The organism is Acinetobacter sp. 22512 (assembly GCF_052044755.1).
Classification (GTDB): Bacteria; Pseudomonadota; Gammaproteobacteria; order Pseudomonadales; family Moraxellaceae; genus Acinetobacter; species Acinetobacter pittii.
The window spans coordinates 259335-279808 of record NZ_JBQENP010000004.1 but is presented as its reverse complement, the minus strand read 5'-3'; the positions used below and the strand labels follow the sequence as shown (position 1 = coordinate 279808).

General features: G+C 37.6%; 15 protein-coding genes and 1 tRNA gene. 4 read left to right on the top strand and 12 right to left on the bottom strand.

Features of this window, described 5'->3' with window-relative positions:
* Positions 1-179: 179 nt before the first annotated feature.
* The 6 genes from ACTJJG_RS06960 to efp form a co-directional block, all read right to left on the bottom strand.
* Entirely contained in the window at positions 180-1586 is a 1407-nt protein-coding gene (locus ACTJJG_RS06960) for a molybdenum cofactor biosysnthesis protein MoeA (RefSeq protein WP_032063052.1), read from the bottom strand.
* A gap of 54 nt (positions 1587-1640) precedes the next feature.
* On the bottom strand, positions 1641-2702 hold the full coding sequence (locus tag ACTJJG_RS06955) for a NucA/NucB deoxyribonuclease domain-containing protein (protein WP_032070363.1): 1062 nt from the start codon (positions 2700-2702) through the stop codon (positions 1641-1643).
* A gap of 468 nt (positions 2703-3170) precedes the next feature.
* Positions 3171-3247 (bottom strand) — tRNA-Val (locus ACTJJG_RS06950).
* Between the two features lie 167 nt (positions 3248-3414).
* Positions 3415-3720, bottom strand: coding sequence for a YbdD/YjiX family protein (locus ACTJJG_RS06945; protein WP_372552529.1), 306 nt, complete (start codon positions 3718-3720; stop codon positions 3415-3417).
* Positions 3720-5816 (bottom strand): carbon starvation CstA family protein, encoded by a 2097-nt coding sequence (locus ACTJJG_RS06940; RefSeq protein WP_017399304.1) that lies wholly within the window; start codon positions 5814-5816, stop codon positions 3720-3722. The genes ACTJJG_RS06945 and ACTJJG_RS06940 overlap by 1 nt, the downstream gene beginning before the upstream one ends.
* A 164-nt stretch (positions 5817-5980) precedes the next feature.
* Positions 5981-6550 carry an elongation factor P gene (gene efp / locus ACTJJG_RS06935; protein WP_002118666.1) on the bottom strand — a complete coding sequence of 190 codons (570 nt, stop codon included), beginning with the start codon at positions 6548-6550 and terminating at the stop codon, positions 5981-5983.
* A 73-nt stretch (positions 6551-6623) separates the two neighbouring features.
* On the opposite strand from efp, the gene epmB reads away from it, so the two are divergent.
* Genes epmB through ACTJJG_RS06920 form a run of 3 tightly spaced genes read left to right on the top strand, consistent with a single transcriptional unit; the run spans position 6624 to position 11509 of the window.
* Positions 6624-7640 (top strand): EF-P beta-lysylation protein EpmB, encoded by a 1017-nt coding sequence (gene epmB / locus ACTJJG_RS06930; RefSeq protein ID WP_017387258.1) that lies wholly within the window; start codon positions 6624-6626, stop codon positions 7638-7640.
* 15 nt (positions 7641-7655) lie between these two features.
* Positions 7656-9401: a hypothetical protein gene (locus ACTJJG_RS06925; protein WP_025466548.1), complete on the top strand. Its 1746-nt coding sequence runs from the start codon at positions 7656-7658 to the stop codon at positions 9399-9401.
* The gene (locus tag ACTJJG_RS06920; RefSeq protein ID WP_081318536.1) at positions 9398-11509 is read left to right on the top strand and encodes an EAL domain-containing protein; all 2112 of its coding nucleotides are present in this window, start codon (positions 9398-9400) and stop codon (positions 11507-11509) included. The genes ACTJJG_RS06925 and ACTJJG_RS06920 overlap by 4 nt, the downstream gene beginning before the upstream one ends.
* Positions 11510-11571: 62 nt before the next feature.
* Here ACTJJG_RS06920 and rpmE read toward each other — a convergent pair whose 3' ends face one another.
* From rpmE to ACTJJG_RS06900, 4 genes are all read right to left on the bottom strand, one after another.
* A complete protein-coding gene (gene rpmE / locus ACTJJG_RS06915; protein ID WP_001200845.1) occupies positions 11572-11796 on the bottom strand; it encodes a 50S ribosomal protein L31 in 225 nt (74 codons plus the stop codon).
* Positions 11797-11993: 197 nt separating this feature from the next.
* Positions 11994-12965: a bile acid:sodium symporter family protein gene (locus ACTJJG_RS06910; protein WP_081318531.1), complete on the bottom strand. Its 972-nt coding sequence runs from the start codon at positions 12963-12965 to the stop codon at positions 11994-11996.
* Positions 12966-13098: 133 nt separating this feature from the next.
* On the bottom strand, positions 13099-13500 hold the full coding sequence (gloA, locus tag ACTJJG_RS06905) for a lactoylglutathione lyase (protein WP_005067992.1): 402 nt from the start codon (positions 13498-13500) through the stop codon (positions 13099-13101).
* 22 nt (positions 13501-13522) lie between these two features.
* The gene (locus tag ACTJJG_RS06900; RefSeq protein ID WP_032055292.1) at positions 13523-15697 is read right to left on the bottom strand and encodes an AmpG family muropeptide MFS transporter; all 2175 of its coding nucleotides are present in this window, start codon (positions 15695-15697) and stop codon (positions 13523-13525) included.
* Between the two features lie 165 nt (positions 15698-15862).
* Here ACTJJG_RS06900 and ACTJJG_RS06895 point away from each other — a divergent pair, with 165 nt between their 5' ends.
* Positions 15863-18481 (top strand): Lon protease family protein, encoded by a 2619-nt coding sequence (locus ACTJJG_RS06895; RefSeq protein WP_005067989.1) that lies wholly within the window; start codon positions 15863-15865, stop codon positions 18479-18481.
* Positions 18482-18532: 51 nt separating this feature from the next.
* On the opposite strand, the gene ACTJJG_RS06890 is transcribed toward ACTJJG_RS06895, so the two are convergent.
* Entirely contained in the window at positions 18533-19462 is a 930-nt protein-coding gene (locus ACTJJG_RS06890) for a LysR family transcriptional regulator (protein WP_372552530.1), read from the bottom strand.
* A gap of 102 nt (positions 19463-19564) precedes the next feature.
* Positions 19565-20392 (bottom strand): peptidoglycan DD-metalloendopeptidase family protein, encoded by an 828-nt coding sequence (locus ACTJJG_RS06885; RefSeq protein ID WP_032055289.1) that lies wholly within the window; start codon positions 20390-20392, stop codon positions 19565-19567.
* Positions 20393-20474: the final 82 nt, after the last annotated feature.

The following is a 20474-nucleotide window of genomic DNA, read 5'->3' as shown; positions in this document are numbered from 1 at the left end:
CACAAAATGACATTTGTTTTAAATTAGATCATTAAAAAGTAAGGATAAATAATGAGTTGGTTATTGTTTAAGAGGGGTTTATAAAGGTGGGGGGTTGGCAGCTATAACTTTATAGGTTGTAACCTTTTAACAAGTTTAAAGGTTACACCGCTCAATTAAATTATAAATAGAAATTAGACTTAACCTATTTTCATAAAATATAAATCAGTGCCTTTTGCAATTGTCTGCTCTTGAAAAGGTACTATCACAATACAATTCGCTTTAACAAATGGCTCTATCTGATATGACTGTTGTTGCTCAATAATTTCTAATACATATTCCCCATTTTCTTGAGCCTTATAACACCCCCATAACAACTTTCTATTTGTCACATCAGGAACAATTTCTATGTCAGTTTTACCTTTAAAGTAAGCATGATCAAAAAAGTCTGAGATGTGCTTATTCAAAATGTATTTCACAAAAGTATGCATTAGAATCGCAATATCTTGGATGTCACCCGGTAAATTAATAATAGTCGCTTTGTCTTCTGTAACGACTACACGCATACCTTTATGATTACCGCTTTCATCATATATCTGCACAGTCTCACGACTAGGTGGAGTCCTATCTTGTCCTTTAAGAATTTTAATTTCATTAGCTGGCATACAACGTGTATTCAAGGCTGATGACATGCTGCTTTGATCAAAAATTGGAAGTTTTTCAAGCTGGAATAAAGAAGAACGATTATTTTGATATGTGCAGCAAATAATGACATCAAAGTTTGAAGTTTGTTCTTCAAAGAATTTTATATAATCGTCCCTGCTTGTCGTTAATGAGTCATCTAAAGCTAGATCATTATCTTTTCTAAGATTATTAAATGCAGCATCAAAACGTTCAGGTTTGAGTGATTTGATTTCTACCTGCTTGTAGCCCCATGTTTTCAAGACATTTTTAACATACAGACTTTCCTCACTCATTTCTTCTTTATCAAAAGAATGCATACTTACAATGAGAATTCTGGGATTTTTATATATAGATAATTCTTTGATTCCAGCTCGTCTTAAAACAATTAATTTTTCAGGAGTCAGTTTCTCATCTTTTTTTAGAATCACATCGCCTTGTTTAAATATACTGCCCTTTGGGATAACACCATGCATGGCAGGAATAGAACCAGTAATCTTTTTAGCCTCAGTATCAGAAAGATCTAATCTTTCATCTTGTTCAGCAACCACTGAATCTAAAGACTCTGGTAATTTTGTATAGGCAGGAATTTCTAACAAACTTGGAGCTTTTAGATCTAATTTATACGGATTAATAGATCTATAAAGCTGTTGTCCCCAATAGTACCAATGAGTAATTAATAAAGGGCTATCTTTACTTGCAGATTGAGTTGTTTCTGAGTTAAGAGCCCAACCCGCATATTCAGATAAATTATGCAGAGGATAATCCTGTAAAGCATATACATCACTTGCGTTAACTTGATTTATTGCTTTATCCAGCTCTACAGTTTCTTTTAAATCACCTTTAGGCAAATTTATATTGATATGATAAAAAATGTCCGTTAAATGATTTGGTAAGTTATCTGGTATTGGAAGTTTTTTTTGCATAAATATAGATCCTAGAAGTACCTCAAATAGGAGGTACTTCGCTAATTTTAATTATTAATCAACATTAATAAAGAACTTATCACCATCTAAAACGCGTTCGGTATTAAAGAAAGACCCTAAGCGGCTACCTGCTCTACGGTTATCAGATGCATCAATTTTTTTCACTGAGGCACCTGTGCCGCCTTGATGAGTAGCTGCAAACGGGAACTCATCACAATCGCAATCAGTTGCAACTTCATCAGAATCACCTGTAAAGAAACATTTTGAACCGACCGTTGGTCCATATTTGACTTTGCACATTTTTACAGATTCGGCACGATTATCTTTACGAGTTTGAGCATCTCGTAACCGAGTTAAGGCAGATGCACTTGAACTAGGAAAAACTGAATTGGTTGAACCTGCAATAAATTTACCTGGCTGTCCAGCCGCAAATGCTTCTTTAATATGCTTTGCAGACTCATCTACATCTGGATCAGTAATTTTAATTGTAGTAAGAACAGGAGGTACATCTGGATATACACATCCTTTCGTATTTGCCTTAGCTTTACCTATGTCACAGCGAACACCTGGACTATAAATCCCTGGTTCATAACTTGCCGCATCATTAAATGAAGCGTTCGCTTTGACAACTTGAAAAGATATACTTGGAGATAAAAATAAGGGATTTGAAGAAGCCAATTCAGTGCTAGATGGGGTGAAAGTAGTGGTAGATTCTAAAGATAAACCATTTACTAAATTAATTGGATTGCCGTAGACAGTCTTTGTTGTACAGTTATAACAGTACAACTCAGGTCGTACTTTTAGAGAATCACCAATTTGCCCTATAATTTTTGTGCGCAGTTTATACTTGAATGTCCAAGTTAATGCATTTTTTGGATTATCAGAATAAACATATGCAACTACTTTCGCAGTACCTACATTTAATCCTTTTGCATCAGTCAATGGAATTTCAAATGGTTCTGACTCTAAACAATGCGCCCCTCTATTTATATAGCTATCTAGATCTTTACCAACTTTTTTACAAATTGGCGATACATCCAAAGCACTAGCAGCATAACTAGTTGTTACCATGAATATTGAAGCTAAAGCTATTATATATTTAGTTATATTTAACATGAAGTTTCCAATTTTATAAATTTAAAAAATCATTCTAATAAGCCATTTCGGCTTACCAAAATGAGGGCGCATAATAACATAATTAAAAAATAAGTAAATTTATTGATTATAATTGATAGCTTACATTTACCAATTGGTATTTTTTAAATTATGACCAATAAAAAATTTAAAATACTATTCACGTAATTACTGGTCAAAAATTTTACTAAAACATTTTATTTCAACTATTTTATTAAGCTTTATTTCAATGTATTCAAATAAGAAATTATATTCAAAAGCTTAGATATCATTATTTTTAACTCCCTTAGCTTGGTCTTACAAAAAGAAGGATTTACTTTTTAATTATTATTTTTTTAGAAGCGATCTCGGTTAAGAAATTTATTAAACCAATAAAAAAAGCCCTAAACCATTATAGTTTAGGGCTTTTTAAGTCATATAAAGCTATCGAGTTTATATGACTTTAAATCTTGGTAGGTATATCCAGACTCGAACTGGAGACCTCTACGATGTCAACGTAGCGCTCTAACCAACTGAGCTATACACCTAGAATGGAAAGCATAATATTCATTTTTCAAAAGCAAAACAAGTGATTTACCATCGAAAAAAATACAAATGAGCAAACTTTAAGCAAACTCTTTTTCGTTTTCCAAAAAAGAAAAACGGTACATGGTTTAACCACATACCGTTTCTTTAGCTGACTATTAATCTCAACTTAACAAGGACATTTCTTTAAATTACCACCTGCCGATGGATATCTCGAATCAACACAATGACGATAGAAAGTCGTCGCATCCATTGGTGTTAAATCAGGATGATGAGCTTTCATGTGCTCCAGATAAGTTTGATAGTCTGGAACGCCAACCATCAGTCGAAAGCTTTGCTGCAAACGTTGCCACAAGGTTGCAAAGCGCGACCAGTTCTTTGGAGAAAGTAATAGCTCTTTTTGCGAGAGCACTGTCATTTTAATAATTTTCGCAATAATGACAGTTCCATTTTTTGCAAATTTAAAATTCATCATTACTCTCCTCGTGGGGTTACCACTTTCGGATCAGCATATACAGCTGGTGCTTCATGAGCAGTTGGTGTCGGGCTTGCTAATGCACGGCGCACAATACCAATCGCAGCAATCACCATCACAATCGCAACGATCATAAAGAAGCCACAAAGTGCAGCGTTGATTTGATTTGACATCACAATTGTCTGCATTTCTTCAAGTGTTTTTGCTGGTTTAAGAATTTCACCACGCGCAATCGCATCTGAAAATCTATTCGCTTGTGCTAAGAAACCAATCTTTGGATTTTCGTGGAAAATCTTTTGCCAGCCCGCAGTCATACAGGTAATGAATAGGAAAATTGTTGGGAAAATCGTTACCCATACATATTTTTCTTTTTTCATTTTAAACAGAATAACTGTACCCAAAATGAGTGCCATTGAAGCCAACATCTGGTTACCCACACCAAATAAAGGCCAGAGTGAGTTGACACCACCTAATGGATCAATCACACCTTGATAGACGAAGAAGCCCCATCCACCTACCGCAACAGCAGTACCTAGCAAGTTACCAAAGAATGAGCTTGAAGATTTAACCGCAGGAATAACAATACCCACAGTGTCTTGCACCATGAAACGACAAGCACGAGTACCCGCATCTACAGCAGTTAAAATGAATAATGCTTCGAATAAAATCGCAAAGTGGTACCAGAACGCCATCATTGAACGGCTGTTAAAAATTTCCGAAATGATATGTGCCATACCAATCGCAAAGGTAGGCGCACCACCTGTACGTGAAAGAATTGAGCTTTCACCCACTTCCTGAGCCAATACAGTTAGCATTTCAGGCGTAACCACAAAGCCTAAATTACGCACGGCTTCTGCCGCAGATTCTACAGTTGTACCGAGTACAGCAGCAGGCGCATTAATTGCAAAGTACACACCTGGGTCTAAGACAGTTGCACAGATCATCGCCATAATACCGACGAAAGACTCCATGAGCATGCCGCCATAACCAATCACACGAATGTCAGCTTCGTTATCAACGAGTTTTGGTGTTGTACCACTTGATACAAGCGCATGGAAACCAGAAATGGCACCACAGGCAATAGTAATAAATAGGAATGGAAATAAACTACCTGAGAATACAGGACCAGTACCGTCAATAAAATGAGTCACTGCCGGCATTTTCAATTCAGGTAATGCAATCACAATACCAACGGCCAAGCCAAGAATGACACCAATTTTAAGGAATGTTGATAGATAATCACGTGGTGCTAACAATAACCAAACTGGTAAAACTGATGCGATAAATCCATAAATGATTAAGCACCATGTAAGCTGTGTTCCTGTTAAGGTGAAAAATTCACCCCAGTATGGATCTGCTGCAACCTGTCCACCATAAACAATGGCAAGCATCATTAAAACGAAGCCGATAATAGAAACTTCGGCAATACGTCCCGGGCGAATAAAACGCATGTAAACGCCCATAAACAATGCAATTGGAATCGTCGCTGCAATACTGAAAACACCCCATGGACTATGGGCAAGTGCTTTCACCACAACTAATGCCAGTACCGCAAGGATAATAATCATTACCCCAAGCGCACCAAGCATGACCACAATACCGGCAAAAGAACCGAGTTCTTGTTTTGCCATTTCACCAAGTGAGCGACCGTCTCGACGTGTTGAAATAAATAAAACTAAAAAGTCTTGTACCGCACCCGCCAGAACCACACCGACCAATAACCAGATCGTTCCTGGTAAAAAGCCCATTTGTGCAGCCAAAATTGGTCCAACTAACGGCCCCGCTCCTGCAATGGCAGCAAAGTGGTGACCGAAAAGCACATATTTATTGGTGGGAACATAATCCAGACCATCGGCCAAGCGATGTGCTGGGGTTAAACGTCTTGGGTTTAATTCAAATACTTTAGTTGCAATAAATAGACTATAAAATCGATATGCGATGCTATATACACATGCTGCAGCAAGTACAAGCCAAACCGCATTGACATGTTCACCACGACTGAGTGCCAGCATCCCAAAAGAAATTGCACCTATTATTGCCACTAGGCTCCAGACCAGCTTGGAGGGAAGCGTAGATTTCGCTTGCATTGTGTCCATTCTTAACCTCTCAATAAATAACTACAGCATTTTTATATTGTTATGTACTGTTTCTCTTAATCCCTGTGACTCTACTCCTCCTTTTTCTTTTTTCCTCTTATACTTTCGCATAAAAAAAGGGATGATTTACATCATCCCTTCGATAATAGTGTATTTTTTAACTATTATGCACGCTCTAAATAATCGCCAGTACGAGTATCTACACGAACGCTTTCTTCTTGCTGAACAAATAACGGAACACGAACAACCGCACCTGTTTCAAGCTTAGCTGGTTTACCACCACCGCCAGATGTATCACCACGTACACCCGGATCAGTTTCAACAATTTTCAATACAACGAAGTTCGGTGGGCTTACTGTTAAAGGTACGCCGTTGAACAACATAATTGTACATTTTTCATTTGAATCGTCTTTTAACCATTTAGCAGCATCGCCCATTGCAATTTTGTCTGCAGCGATTTGCTCAAAAGATACAGGATCCATGAAGTTCCACATTTCACCATCGTTGTATAGGTATTCCATTTCAACTTCAACGATGTCAGCTGCTTCTAAAGAGTCACCTGATTTGAAAGTTTTTTCTAATACTTTACCGGTTTTAAGGTTACGTAATTTTACACGGTTGAACGCTTGACCTTTACCTGGTTTTACATATTCGTTTTCCATGATTGAACATGGGTTACCATCAAGCATAACCTTAAGGCCTGCTTTGAAATCATTTGTAGAATAATAGGCCATGAAAGGCACACTCCAAACTTAACAAGTCAACTATGCGATATAATGCGTTGTTGCATTATCTTAATCGTGTCAAATGATAAACTATTTATACCAAGAGCAAAACTGGCAATCTCAACTGAGTGACCTTATTACTGATCCTTCGGAATTGCTAAGCCTACTCGAGTTATCCTCAGAACAGCTATTATCGGGTGCGATTCTGGCTTCTGAAAAGTTTAAATTGCGTGTTCCTCGTGCGTTCGTCGGAAAAATGAACGCTAAAAACCCGCTTGACCCGCTTTTGCTACAAGTATTACCCCATCATCTAGAGCTTGAAGAACATCCTGAGTTTGTGACTGACCCATTAGGCGAAGAAGCAGCAAATCAATTACCGGGTGTATTGCATAAATATAAATCGCGTTTTTTACTGACTTTGACAGGTGCATGTGCCGTACACTGCCGTTATTGCTTCCGTCGTCATTTCCCCTATCAAGAAAATTTGCCAAAAAATGAAGATTGGCTAAATATTAAAAACTATATTGAAGCAAACCCGAATATTAACGAGATCATTTTAAGTGGTGGCGATCCGCTTACGCTTTCTAACCGTAAATTAGCACTTTGGTTAGAACGCCTATCATCTCTCAAACAAATTCAGATTCTGAGAATTCACTCACGAGTCCCAATTGTTATTCCTAACCGGATCGACGAACAGCTAATTTCTTTATTAAAAAACAGTAGGCTGCGTATAGTTCTGGTGGTACACTCAAACCATGCTTCTGAACTCGATGACTTTACTTGTTCAAAATTGTTGCAGTTATCCGACCATCACATTACTGTACTAAATCAGGCAGTATTGCTGAAAGGTGTCAATGACTCTGCACAGACGTTAATTGATTTAAGTTATCGTTTATTTGAAGCTCGCGTTATGCCTTATTACTTACATGTTTTAGATAAAGTAAAAGGTGCACAACATTTTGATTTAGAATCATCCGAGATAGATGATATCTATCGTGACGTGTTAGCGAACCTACCGGGGTATTTGGTTCCTAAACTCGTCAGGGAAATTGCGGGCGAAAAGAATAAAACACCGCTTTTTGGGGCTACAACTTTTTGAGTTATATAATAAGTGATGATGAATAATGCGCTGTCGGACATTTTTCACAATCAAACCGAACTCACTCGTGAACGGTTAAGCTTTTGTGAAGCCAATATTAAAGATCTTAATGAATGGGTCACTACCCTTTCTATTATGCAACTCGGTGATACGTCAAAAGCATTATTCACAGCTATTTTAGAGCTCAATGAATTAAAATGTAGTGAAACCTTACGTTTCGATCTCATACAAACGCTTCATCCGACCATTAACAATGTACTCGCCAGCCTAGAGAAAAACTTCTTTAACCAAGGCGTGATTAGTACAGATCGTAATGAGCACATTATTGAATTAGCAATGTTGCTCCGCTGCTATTTCGCCAGTATTTATTTAAATATTGCGCAAAATAGTCATGAGCAACTACAGCATCAAAAGTTTTCACTCTTTGCCTATAAGCAAAAAAAGAATTTGCAAACGGCACGTATTTTATCGACTTTTCATGCTCTGCAACAATTAACCAATCTCCTCTATCAGCAGCACATGCTTTATAGCGAGCCTCTTAAAGGTCAATGGTTAATTGCGCATCAGCTGTATGAAACCGCAGTTCAACACAAATACCATCTCATCAATATCAATCATATTCAGGGCATACAACACCCTTTAGCGAATATTACACAAGCTTATGCTCAGTTGATTTTGCTGGATATTTTAAATACGAACCAGATTCGTCAGTCAGAAATTCAAGCATTGTTTCAATGTAGTTTTGACTGGGCAAGAATGATTCATATTTTGCCGAAAGATACCGCGTTAACGAAATATGTGGTCGATCCAAATAAAGACCATCCACCTGTTTATAATACAAAGCGTAGCTCTAACTTTAACCCTAGCATCTTCATCGGTACGCAAGCTTTACTTGAGCATGTCACTGCAACCATGCATAAAAATGCTCAATATATTTCTAAGAATGAAAAGTTTTATTTAAGCCCAGCTTTAAAGTTTCATGTTCAAACGATTTTAGGAACCACGGCTCAACGTCGTCATGAACGTTATGAGTACAATGCAGAGCTCCAAATTTGTTTTGGTTTAAGCACTGCCCATTTCTATCTATCTAAAGCAAAAAACTTTGAAGAAACGCTACAGCTTAACCATAACTATAACTTACAAAGCGAAGCTAAAGTTTTATCCAACTTAGAGAAAAAAGAACAACAAACCAGCTCTTATCAACGCTTAAGTCGTGAAAGCAAAACCATTTATCAAACCACCGTTCTCGATATTAGTGTTAATGGATATCGTATTAAATGGTCTGGCGAAGCACCAAAGAACTTAAGAACTGGTGAATACATTTTAGTTAAAGAAACTTTGCATGGACAATGGCGCGGCGGTGTAATTCGCTGGATTAAACAATCGACAGAAAAATCCCTAGAGTTAGGTTTAGAGATTTTGTCGCAAGCCATGTTCCCTTGTTCAGTGCATATTCAAGCTGAGCGCCATACTCGCAATTATCATCCCGCACTATTACTACAAACACAAAATCTAGAAGAAATACAAAATACGCTTATTTTACCGGGCTCTCAAATTTTTAGAGAGCAACAAACAATTCATTTACGATTGGGGACAGAAGAAATCAAAGTGTATCTACTCAAAGCACAACTCATTACGCAAAGTTTTATTCAATTTCATTTCGAACTTTTAAATGAGCAGCAACAAGGTCTGCTTGATCAGTTCATGATGAAAAAGGGTAATAACTCTAGCACTCAAGATTTATGGGAAGCACTAAAGTGAGAAACTCTTTATTATCTAAAAAGTTAAAACGTACTGAAACACGTTTACTCATTATTGATGACAACCAGCTACGTTATAACCAGATTTTAAATTTATTATTGGGGAATGATTATCAAGTTCAGGCATTATTACTTGATGATTTAAAAAGTTTTGAAAAACAGTTAAATACGCCGTGGGATGCTATTATTTTTGGTCGTGCTTATGACCTAAAAATTGAACAAACTCTCTCCCTCATTCAAGCATCTGAACAGCCAAATTTACCTGTTTTATTATTACAACCTGACGATTATCAACCTCAGCAATATCAGGCTTATATTCAAAAAGGTATCTATGATGTAGTTCCATTAGAACCATTAGATTATTTTTATATCACTCTTATTCGGACCTTGTCGTATAGCCACTTATTGCAGACTGAACAACGCCTGACAAATGAGTTAGAAACAATTCACTCCCATACACAAACATTGGTCAATAACAGCCATAAAGCTGTTGCCCTTTTTCAAGAAGGGATGCATGTTAAGGCAAACACAGAATACCTCAACCTTTTTGGGTTTAAGCAAGAAGACGAGATTATTGGTCTACCGATTTTAGATGTTTTACAACCTGATGATTTAAATGTTTTTAAACAAAGATTTAAGAAAATTTCATTAGGCCAATTTGATCAGGCCCGCTTTGAAATTCAGAGTCAACATGCAGCAATCGCAGGTAACAATGCTCTAAAACTAGAGTTTATTCCTAGTCAGGAAGAAGATGCTGTACAGCTAACCATTGACTATCAACTGGATTTAGCAACACCTGCAAATACACTTTTTTCAGAAAAGAATTATGGTGTGCAAGCACCTTGGCAACAAATTAATCGACAACTATCGACCTACCCTGCTCAAGCCAACGCATTAATTTTATTTAAATTAAATCAGTGCCCAGAGCGAGTATTTCAACAAGATTGGCAAACTCCTGCACAATATTTCAATCAGCTGCACAGTTTCTTAAAAGAACACGCGCAAATGCCGATTTTTAATATTGAACTTGGCGCATATGTTGGCGTTTTACAAGCTGAAAACAGCACAGTCCTTAACTCCCAACTGACTAGTCTGCAAAGTTTGCAAAAAGAGCATTTATTAAAGATCAATGAGCTTAACTACTCGATCCAATTTAAGCTGAGCTATGCCCCAATTACTGAACCTTTAAATGAAGATAGCTTTTCAAGCTTACTTGCTCAAACAAGTCAGCAAGAGTTACCTAAGGCGCAGGCAGAAATTGAGTTGGCACCAACCATCGATATTATCGCTCCCGAACCTGTTAAATCTTCTATATCGCTTGATCTAAGCCTTGAGCAAGTCGATGCTCCTTTGCAATCTTCGTTATTGCAGCAATTAAAGCAGCAGTTAGCTCGAAGTGAAATTCATTTAAAATATCAGCAGATCTACGATAAACACGATCAAGAAACCCATAACTATGAGGTGACTAGCGGTTTTATCAGCGATGAACAATGGTATGACATAAATGACTTGGCTGAATTAAGAGAAGACAGTGAGCTTTCTATTCAATTAGATCGCTGGATTTTGGTTGAGGCATGTAAGCAACTACATAACTTTATTACTCAGTACCCTAAAGCCAAACTGATTATTAACCTGAATATTGATATCTTGTTCAAAGATAAATCCTTCCCCGAGCTAATTTCAAAACTACTCACCATTATTGGTAGTAAGCTTGAAAGCCCCCTAGTTTTACAATTTTCAGAACAAGCAATTCAGCCTCATCTTGCAATTGCCCAGCAACACATAGCTCGCCTGCGTCAACACGGCGCAGAAATTTCGATTCGGGATTTCAGCTCCTCTATGTATAGCGAATCAATATTGCAACAACTAGACGTTCAATATTTAAAACTGCAATCGAAGAAAACTGAGCTATTAAACTCAGATGATGGTCTAACACGCTTACAAGAAAAGGTTTTGAACTATTTGACTGTAAAACCTGTAGGGATTTTACTTAGTGATCTAGATGATATGAACTTATTTGCTAATGCATGGAATGTGGAAACACGTTTCTTACAAGGTCGCTATTTCCAGAAAAAACTTGATCGATTAACAGACGTACAAGACCAATAATGGTCTTGTACTGAAAAACAAAAAACGGGCATAAAGCCCGTTTTTTGTTTCGTATTGCAGTATTAACGCTTGATAGAGCGAGACATACCAGCAAAACGTTGTTTGAATTTGTCGATACGACCACCAGTGTCTACATTCTTTTGCTTACCAGTGTAGAATGGGTGGCAAGCTGAACATACGTCAAGGTAGATAGTTTCTTTACCTAAAGCAGAACGAGTTTCGATTACGTTACCGCAAGAACAAGTTGCAACTAATTTTTCATATTTTGGGTGAATATCGGCGCGCATCGTCGATTACTCCTAATTGGAAGAAAGGCTTAAGCTGTCATCGCAATTGATCACTCTCAACTTAAGTTGAGGACAGGCTCAAAATGAGCAGATCAACACCACAACAGACCATTCTTTTGGCCCACCGAAACCTCTAGGGTTAGAGCTAAGCACAACAAGTGGGCAACATTATACGTCAAATAATTTTCTTTTGCGAATTAATCTTGGGATTTAGCCAAGTAATTTGCGATCACCCCACACACCATTAACTGTATTTGGTGAAAAATCATAATAGGTAACACGATCATGCCTAAAGGTTGGCCAATAAATAAGATTTGCGCCATCGGAACACCACTCGCCAAGGTCTTTTTGGAGCCACAAAAGAAAACTGTAATTTGATCTGCTCGGTTAAAACCTAAAGCACGCGGTAGGTAAAGTGCTAATAGCATAATAATTGTTAAAAGTACTGAACACGCAATTGTTAGAATGAGTAAAATTTTCCAACTTACTTGATGCCAAAGACCTGCAACTACGGCTCCACTAAATGCGCCATACACCACCATCAAAATCGAGCCTTGATCGAATGCTTTAACAATACTCGGAACTTTTGCCATATAAGGGAAAATATAAGGACGTAATAATTGACCTAAAATAAATGGCACTAACAGTAATAATGTAATTTGTATAATTGAAGTCGTCGGGTCAAATCCATGTTGGCTTTGGCCTAAAATAAAAAAGCTCACCAAGACTGGTGTAATAAACATACCAATCAAGTTTGAAAAAGATGCACTGCATACCGCTCCCGCCACGTTCCCTTTTGCAACCGACGTAAATGCAATAGAGGATTGAACTGTAGAGGGTAAAAAGCACATAAATAAAAAACCCCAGTAGAGCTGTTGACCTAACAGAGGTAATAAAATTGGCTTAGCCAACAGACCAATCACAGGGAAAATAAAGAAAGTAAATGCGAAGACCAGTAAATGCATTTTCCAATGCAAAATACCTTCAATTACAGCCTCACGTGATAGTTTCGCGCCATGCAAAAAGAATAAGATTGCAATCGCGACTGTGGTCAGTGTATTGAAATATTGAGCTGCTTGACCACTGACTGGAAAAAATGTTGCTAGTAGTACCATTCCAACTAACAAAACTGTAAATCGATCAAGAGCCAATAACTTCAGCATAGCCATATCCTATGATTATTCTAGATAAATAAAAAACCCAGTTGATAAATTGACCATTTGGTCAAGCGTTCATCATACTGGGCTAAAAAAATAAAGCTAGGCTTTTAAGAACTAATTCTTAAAGCATCACAGTCAATTTTTAGTTATTTGTCGCATTAGCATCTTGTTGAATCAATTCGACTTTATAGCCGTCTGGATCTTCAACAAATGCGATAACGGTAACACCACCTTTCATTGGCCCTGCTTCGCGTACAACTTTGCCACCACGTGCTTTAATTTCTTCACACGCTTTATAGGCATCGTCAACACCAATAGCAATGTGGCCATAGGCATTGCCTAAATCATAACTTGATGTATCCCAGTTATGGGTAAGCTCAAGCACGGTATTGGTTTCTTCATCGCCATAGCCAACAAATGCTAGTGTAAAGCGCCCTTCTTCATAATCACGCTTACGAAGTAACTTCATCCCTAATACTTCGGTATAGAACTTTAAAGATTGTTCTAAATTGCCTACTCGCAACATTGTATGAAGCATTCGCATATATTTATCTCCTAGGAAACTTTCATTTTGATGATTGATTAGCCAACAACTTACCCACCCAAATCACGAGTAATAAAATTGGTAATCCCATCAAAAATGTAGCCGTAAAAAAGCCTGAATAACCGATATGATTCACTATTGTACCTGAGTAACCACCAATCGTTTTTGGTAACAACAGCATTAGCGAGCTAAAAATAGCATATTGCATGGCGGTAAATGACACACTAGTTAAACTAGAAAGAAATGCAATAAAAACTGCCCCAGCTAATCCGGAGGCTAAGTTATCAAATATGATGCCCATTACTAACCAAACTTTGCTATAAGGAACAACTACTTTTCCTTTCAATTCGATATCCATATTTTTATCAATCGGAATCGCTGGAATATCGGATAAATTCATACGATAACGAGGTTGATTCTCTTCTAGCTGCTTTTGATAAGAATGGTTTAAAGTTAAAGTATGTATTTGCTTATTGGCTTCATAATTTGCTTCTACTTGTATTGAATTAAGTTTAGCAAGATCATTTCCAGGAATAATAACATTCCAATCACTACCTTTAATCTTACCTTCTATTTTATTTTGTGAATTCAATAAAATACTAACGGATTTTAGCTCACCATTTTTAGGTAGATTCAATAAACTACCATGAAGAATTACATCTTTTTTCAGCTCATCTTTATATAAAAGATTATCTCCACCAATTGCTTGAACATAAATATCTGGTTGTGATTCTGAGTTAAATACTTTTAATGGAAGGTTTATCTTTAAAGGTTCAGCATAGCCTACAGGCTGAGAATTAATTGAGACTTCATTCTGAGCTGACGTCAATGTATTACTCGGGAATTTTAGTGACCAGTTTCCCACTTCATCAGGGCTTGTTGTATAAGTGTGATCCCCTATATGAACTTGAACATTTTGCATAGTAGCGCCAGATTTAACTAATCCAACAAAAATCAAGTTGGTAGTGCTTGCTAAAATTGCTCCTAACAACATCATTTTCATTACATTATAGCGTTGCGCTAACATTCCTCCGAGAAAACCACCCAATATGACAAAGAAGATCGCAAAGAACTTATTAAACCAAGCAATTTCCTCTTTATCAAAATTCAAGTCTAAATAGAATAAATTAGCCATTACACCAGCAACGACATCTGAAATACGATAAAAACCTATTAGCAATAAAATTGCTAAAGCAACTTTTAATCCATATCGCTTAAAAAAATCTAGTAAAGGTGACAACCATGTTTCTACAACAATTTTCTTATTAATTAGACCAAACTTAATTAACCCAAAAATTACAATCACCGCAATTGATATACTAATTAAAAATTTAATAACTAAAAGTAGAAAGTTTAAAAAAGCATCTTCGATAGAAAACGAATCAAAAATTAAACCAATTTGGTAAAAGCTAATCCCAAAAACGATGGTTGAAATAACAAAAACTGAGAATAACTGAAAATAGTCTTTAGCTTGATAGTGATGTTGAATACGTTTAACTTCAGGCTCATGAATAAATAATGTTGTAATTATTCCTATACCCATGAGGCCTGCCATTAATAAATATGTAGTTCGCCAAGCTTCATATATATAATTACCAACAGCTGTACCCAGTGAAGCTGCAAATAATAACGCACCTAATTGTGTAATGATTGTAGCAGTACGATATCCAGCATTATACGTTGAAGCTAAAACAGTTTGCACATTAGGATCTTCAGTCAATTCAATACGATAAGCATCAACAATAATATCTTGAGTAGCTGAAGAGAAGCCAAGGAAAATAGCAGCTGCTGCCATAATAGTCAGATTTGAAAATGAGCCAAAATCAGAAGTATTCGGTAAGGGATTTGTAAATGCCATTAAACAAATTGCACAGATAACCAAAATTTGTGCAACTAATAGCCAACTACGTCTTAACCCCATTTTTCTTGTTAAATAAGGAAGTGGTAATTTATCTATCAAAGGTGCCCAAATAAACTTGAACGAATAAGCCAAAGCTGCCCAAGAGAACATGGTGATAGTACTTCTGTTAATTCCAGCTTCAGTCAACCAAAATGATAAAGTTGAAAAAATTAGAAATATGGGAATTCCTGATGAAAAGCCTAAAAACAACATAATAATTGCTCGGCGATCCAAGAAGGCCGTAAAGGAACTTTTCCACCCTTTTGATTCAGCACTCATTCGTTTTTTATTTTCCATAAATTATAAATGTGCCTATTCAAACCCTTCTTACAATTGCTTTCAAGATTCTTTATGCAATCAATTTTGTTTTGGCGATAAAAACGGCAAGTTTGCTTGATATTTTATGCTAAACCTGTATACCTTTAAGCTTCAACCTTCGTTTTCTTTTGCTGGATATCAACAGTGACACAAAAACTTGATCAAGTGACCATCTCAACTTTATCACTCGCTAAAACAAACACCACAAACGTCACAATAAATGCATTTCCTTCAGCTTTTGAGCAACCTGATATAAAAATGACTTTGGATAAAACAGCCTTAAAACCCGAACAACTAACACATATTCCAGATTTTGAAAAAATTCCAGCTTCTACAAAACGTATAAAACCGCTTAATAACTTTTTAGGGCAAGACCGTGCCAAAGCATCGGTAGAAGCGGGTATTTCTTTACCCTACTCTGGCTATAACATTTTTGCAGTAGGAACAGCAGGCTTGGGTAAACGCACCATGATTAAGCGTTTACTCCAACAACATGCGAAAACAATGCCTACCCCAGATGACTGGGTATATGTCTATAATTTTAAGCAGGCACGCCAACCACTTGCTTTACGCTTCCCTGCTGGACAAGGAACCAAGTTTCAACATGCCCTTCATCAAACTTGGCAAATTATTTTAAAACAGCTTGAACGCCGTTTTAGTGCGGAGACCTATCATAACCGTATTGAGCGTATCCGTGAGGAAACTGGAGATGAGCAGCAACAAGCGCTTGTCGAGTTAACCAAAGAAGGTGAAGAACTCGACTTAAAACTCATCTCCCGTAATGAAAAGCATGGCTTTGTACCTGTACAAGTAAAAGATGATCAAGTGCAAGAACTGACTCAAACAGAAATTGATGCTCTAAATACTAAGCAACGTGCTGAAATTGCAGCGAATGTTCGCTACATGGATAAAAAGCTCGAGCGTCTTGGTTTGCATTTAGGTGATTTAGAAGATGACGCACGTGACAAAGTCTCTGTGTTGAATCGAGACATCGCGACTCAAGTGGTTAAGCCACGCATGGATTTGATTTTAAATAAATATGGTCAAGTCAAAGGCCTTGAAGATTATTTAAAACAATATGCTCAAGATGTAATTGATAATGTTGAACTCATTTTAGAGCAAGAAGAAGATGACTTTGCTCCGGCAATGTTCAATCGTGTGCCTGCACGTTATCAGGCCAATGTAATTGTCTCAAACAAACCAAACAGTGGCGCACCGGTTATTTTTGAAGATTTCCCAACGCACTACAACTTGCTTGGTCATGTTGAACAACTTACTCACAACGGCACAATTACCACAGATTTTACTCTCATTCGTCCAGGTGCTCTACATCAAGCGAATGGTGGCTTTTTAATGCTTGAGGCCGAGCAATTACTCGAACAGCCTTATGCATGGCAAGGTTTAAAGCGTGCCTTGAAATCAGGTCAACTCAAGCTTTCTTCTCTTGAACATATGCTGACGTTAACAGGCTCTATCTCGATTGAACCTGCTGCTGTTCCACTTGATATTAAAGTGGTTCTTATGGCAGAACCTGAAATTTATTATGAAATTTTAGAAGTAGAACCAGAGCTTGGCAGTGTCTTTAAAATTCGTGCAGATTTTACCGATACTCTGCAACGTAATGACGAAAATGAGCAAGCCTACATGCAGCTAATTGCTGATTATGTACAAGCGGATAAATTACTTCCGTTTGATCGCAGTGCTTTAGCAGCATTACTTACCGACTCAAGTCGTCAGGCAGAAGATCAAAGCTCGCTGTCATTACATGCTTCAACTTTGGGCGACCTCATTCGCGAAGCACATCACCATGCTTTTAAAGCCAATGAAAAGCTTGTAACTGACCAGCACATTAACTTGGCACTACAACACAGACAGTATCGCTTAGGCTATTTAAGAGAGCTTTACTGGCAAGATTTGTCACGTGGAACTCAGTTAATCGAAACTTCAGGTCATCGTTTAGGTCAAATCAATGCCCTCTCTGTTATTCACTATGCAGATGTTGAGTTTGGTTTACCTTCACGTTTGACTGCATCAGTTTATCAAGGCGGCGGCGATATTCTTGATATTGAGCGTAGTGTAGAACTTGGCGGTTCACTGCATGCCAAAGGCGTATTGCTCATGTCTAGCTTCTTGAAAGCTCATTTTGGTCGTGAACAGATTTTACATTTCTCTGCTGCTCTAGCCTTTGAACAAAGTTATGGACAAGTGGACGGCGACAGTGCAACAGTTGCCGAGCTTTCTGCATTAATTTCTGCAATTAGCCAAATACCAATTGATCAATCATGGGCAATTACGGGTTCTATGAACCAGTTAGGCCAAGTTCAACCAATTGGTGGTGTAAATGCAAAAATTGAAGGCTTCTATGATGCATGTAAATTACAAGGTTTAACTGGTAAACAAGGTGTCATTATTCCACGTCAAAACATGCAGCACTTGATGTTACGCCAAGATGTAATTGATGCGGTACAAAGTGGTCAATTCCATATTCATGCGATTGATACTATTGATCAAGCGCTTGAGATTTTAATGGCCCGCCCTGTCGGTACACTCGACAAAAAAGGTAAGTACAGTAAACACTCTATTTATGCTGCTGTAATGGAGCAACTCGAATATTGGCAAGCCATTGAAGATGGCGCAGAAATTGAAGAGGAGCCAAAGAAGAAAAAGAAAAATAAGAAAAAAATTAAGAAGCATGAAGAGCTTACGGCGGAAGACCTACCACAAGAAAGCGTAGAAGAAGTCGCAACCTTAAAACAGAAGTAATAAAAAAGGGCCTGTCAAATACAGGCCCTTTTTACTTTTAGAGTGGCAAAATTAACGAACGATTTGGATCGCTCGTCCTCCTGCTAACTGACTAAAATATTGTTTAAGTGCTTCAACACAGCGCTGAATTTTCATTGGCTGTTGGTCATGCTCGGCAACTTCTGCATACAAAGTAAAAGTTGGTAATTTCCAATCTGGCATGAGTTCAATTAAAGAACCATTTTTTAACTCTTTTTGAGCATCTAAATATAAAATTCTTGCAATACCATGTCCTTGCTGACATAACGCTTTTGCAACTTGTAAATTATTGCTTTGCAAACGGCTTTGCATTTCAACATTAAGTGTTTCACCCGTTTTTACATGTTGAAAATGGAAATGGTGCGCGTCATTCATGACATTAATTGATAATAACTCATGATCTCTTAAATCATTAGGATGCACAATTGGACTAGATTGATTCAGATAACTTGGAGAAGCTACCAAAATCTGATCGACAAAAGCCATCGGAATGACAGAGCTGCTTTCTTCTACCGGCGTAGAACTCATGCGCACTGCAATATCAATTCGCTCTTCAATTAAGTCGATATAACGATGCCCAACTTCAAAATGCACAGATAAACCGCGATGAGCTGACATCCAGTGAGATAACGCAGGAATGAGGTGCTGAACTGCTAAATCAGGAGTAGTTGCGATACGCAAATCCCCAATTAAGTCATCCCTCAACTCATTAATTCTGATTTTCCCCCTTTCAGCAGCCGCCAACATTTCTTGACAGCTTGAAAAAAAAGCCTGTCCGGCTTCTGTCAAACTGAGTTTACGCGTGGAGCGATGTAATAGAATTACATCCATTTCATGCTCAAGGGATCGAATCTGCTGGCTCACCGCACTTGTTGTAATTCCTAATTCACGTGCCGCACCACTAAATGAACTTTTTTCAACCACACAAGCAAAAACACCCATCGCACGAAGCTGATCTAACATAGGTTTCCTCAAATCTAATTCTAAATTTATAAAAAAATGCTTATTGTTGTAATGAAAGCAACCAATTATATTATACGAGGAAACCTAAGTTTTATGCATTAGCTATTTTGGTAAAAGATTTATAGGATTAATTGGTTTTCCATCCAAACGGATCTGGAACTCAAGCATGACCTGAGAAGCCCCAGTAGAGCCCATCTCGGCAATTTTTTGTCCAGCAGTTACATTGTCACCGCTTTTCACCAACATCTTGCTATTGTGGGCATAGGCACTGATATAGCCGTCAATATGCTTAATTAAAACCAGATTGCCGTATTCTTTTAAGCCATCAGCTGCGTAGACAACTTGACCATCTGCTGCGGCATAAATAGGGTCCCCCTGATTTCCACCATAACGGATTCCTTTGACATTATTTGCCAAATTAAACCCTTGAATCACTGGTCCATTATTCGGTTTTATCCAGCGTAAACTAGAATTTGGTGCAACCGAGGTCACTGTCGTATTCGTTGATGGTGCGGTCGTTGTAGGCTGAGTTACTGGTGTAACAGGTTGTGTGGTTGGTAGAGCAATAGTTTGACGTTTGATTTGCTCAGGTTGTGCTATGACTTGCGTAGATACTGTTCTTGGTGAAGAACCTTTCTTCAAACGCAAAGACTGATTAACATAAATACGATATGGCGGAGCAATATCATTCATTTCGGCAATACTAATATAGTCGAGACCATAACGCATTGCGATACCACTTAAAGTATCACCTGAACGAACTGTGTAATAGTTAGGAGCCATTGCATAGCGAGAACTATTATTAATTTGTGGTTTAGAAGCACACCCTGCCATAGCAACGGTAAAACCTACAGCCACAGACAACAACATAATTTTCATTATTTTGTCTTTTTGGATATGCACTCTGCTTTGTTGCCCAATTAAATGCATTGATCTCCCTCACTAAATGCTACAAATCATTTCGGCTAAGAGTACCAAAAAAGTAAGAGGAAACACGTTCCTCTTTTTCTTT

Coding starts and splice junctions, on each gene's coding strand:
- ACTJJG_RS06960 (WP_032063052.1), bottom strand. CDS start 1,586: ATGCAAAAAAAACTTCCAATACCAGATAACTTACCAAATCATTTAACG.
- ACTJJG_RS06955 (WP_032070363.1), bottom strand. CDS start 2,702: ATGTTAAATATAACTAAATATATAATAGCTTTAGCTTCAATATTCATG.
- ACTJJG_RS06945 (WP_372552529.1), bottom strand. CDS start 3,720: ATGATGAATTTTAAATTTGCAAAAAATGGAACTGTCATTATTGCGAAA.
- ACTJJG_RS06940 (WP_017399304.1), bottom strand. CDS start 5,816: ATGGACACAATGCAAGCGAAATCTACGCTTCCCTCCAAGCTGGTCTGG.
- efp (WP_002118666.1), bottom strand. CDS start 6,550: ATGGCCTATTATTCTACAAATGATTTCAAAGCAGGCCTTAAGGTTATG.
- epmB (WP_017387258.1), top strand. CDS start 6,624: ATGATAAACTATTTATACCAAGAGCAAAACTGGCAATCTCAACTGAGT.
- ACTJJG_RS06925 (WP_025466548.1), top strand. CDS start 7,656: ATGATGAATAATGCGCTGTCGGACATTTTTCACAATCAAACCGAACTC.
- rpmE (WP_001200845.1), bottom strand. CDS start 11,796: ATGCGCGCCGATATTCACCCAAAATATGAAAAATTAGTTGCAACTTGT.
- ACTJJG_RS06910 (WP_081318531.1), bottom strand. CDS start 12,965: ATGGCTATGCTGAAGTTATTGGCTCTTGATCGATTTACAGTTTTGTTA.
- gloA (WP_005067992.1), bottom strand. CDS start 13,500: ATGCGAATGCTTCATACAATGTTGCGAGTAGGCAATTTAGAACAATCT.
- ACTJJG_RS06900 (WP_032055292.1), bottom strand. CDS start 15,697: ATGGAAAATAAAAAACGAATGAGTGCTGAATCAAAAGGGTGGAAAAGT.
- ACTJJG_RS06890 (WP_372552530.1), bottom strand. CDS start 19,462: ATGTTAGATCAGCTTCGTGCGATGGGTGTTTTTGCTTGTGTGGTTGAA.
- ACTJJG_RS06885 (WP_032055289.1), bottom strand. CDS start 20,392: ATGCATTTAATTGGGCAACAAAGCAGAGTGCATATCCAAAAAGACAAA.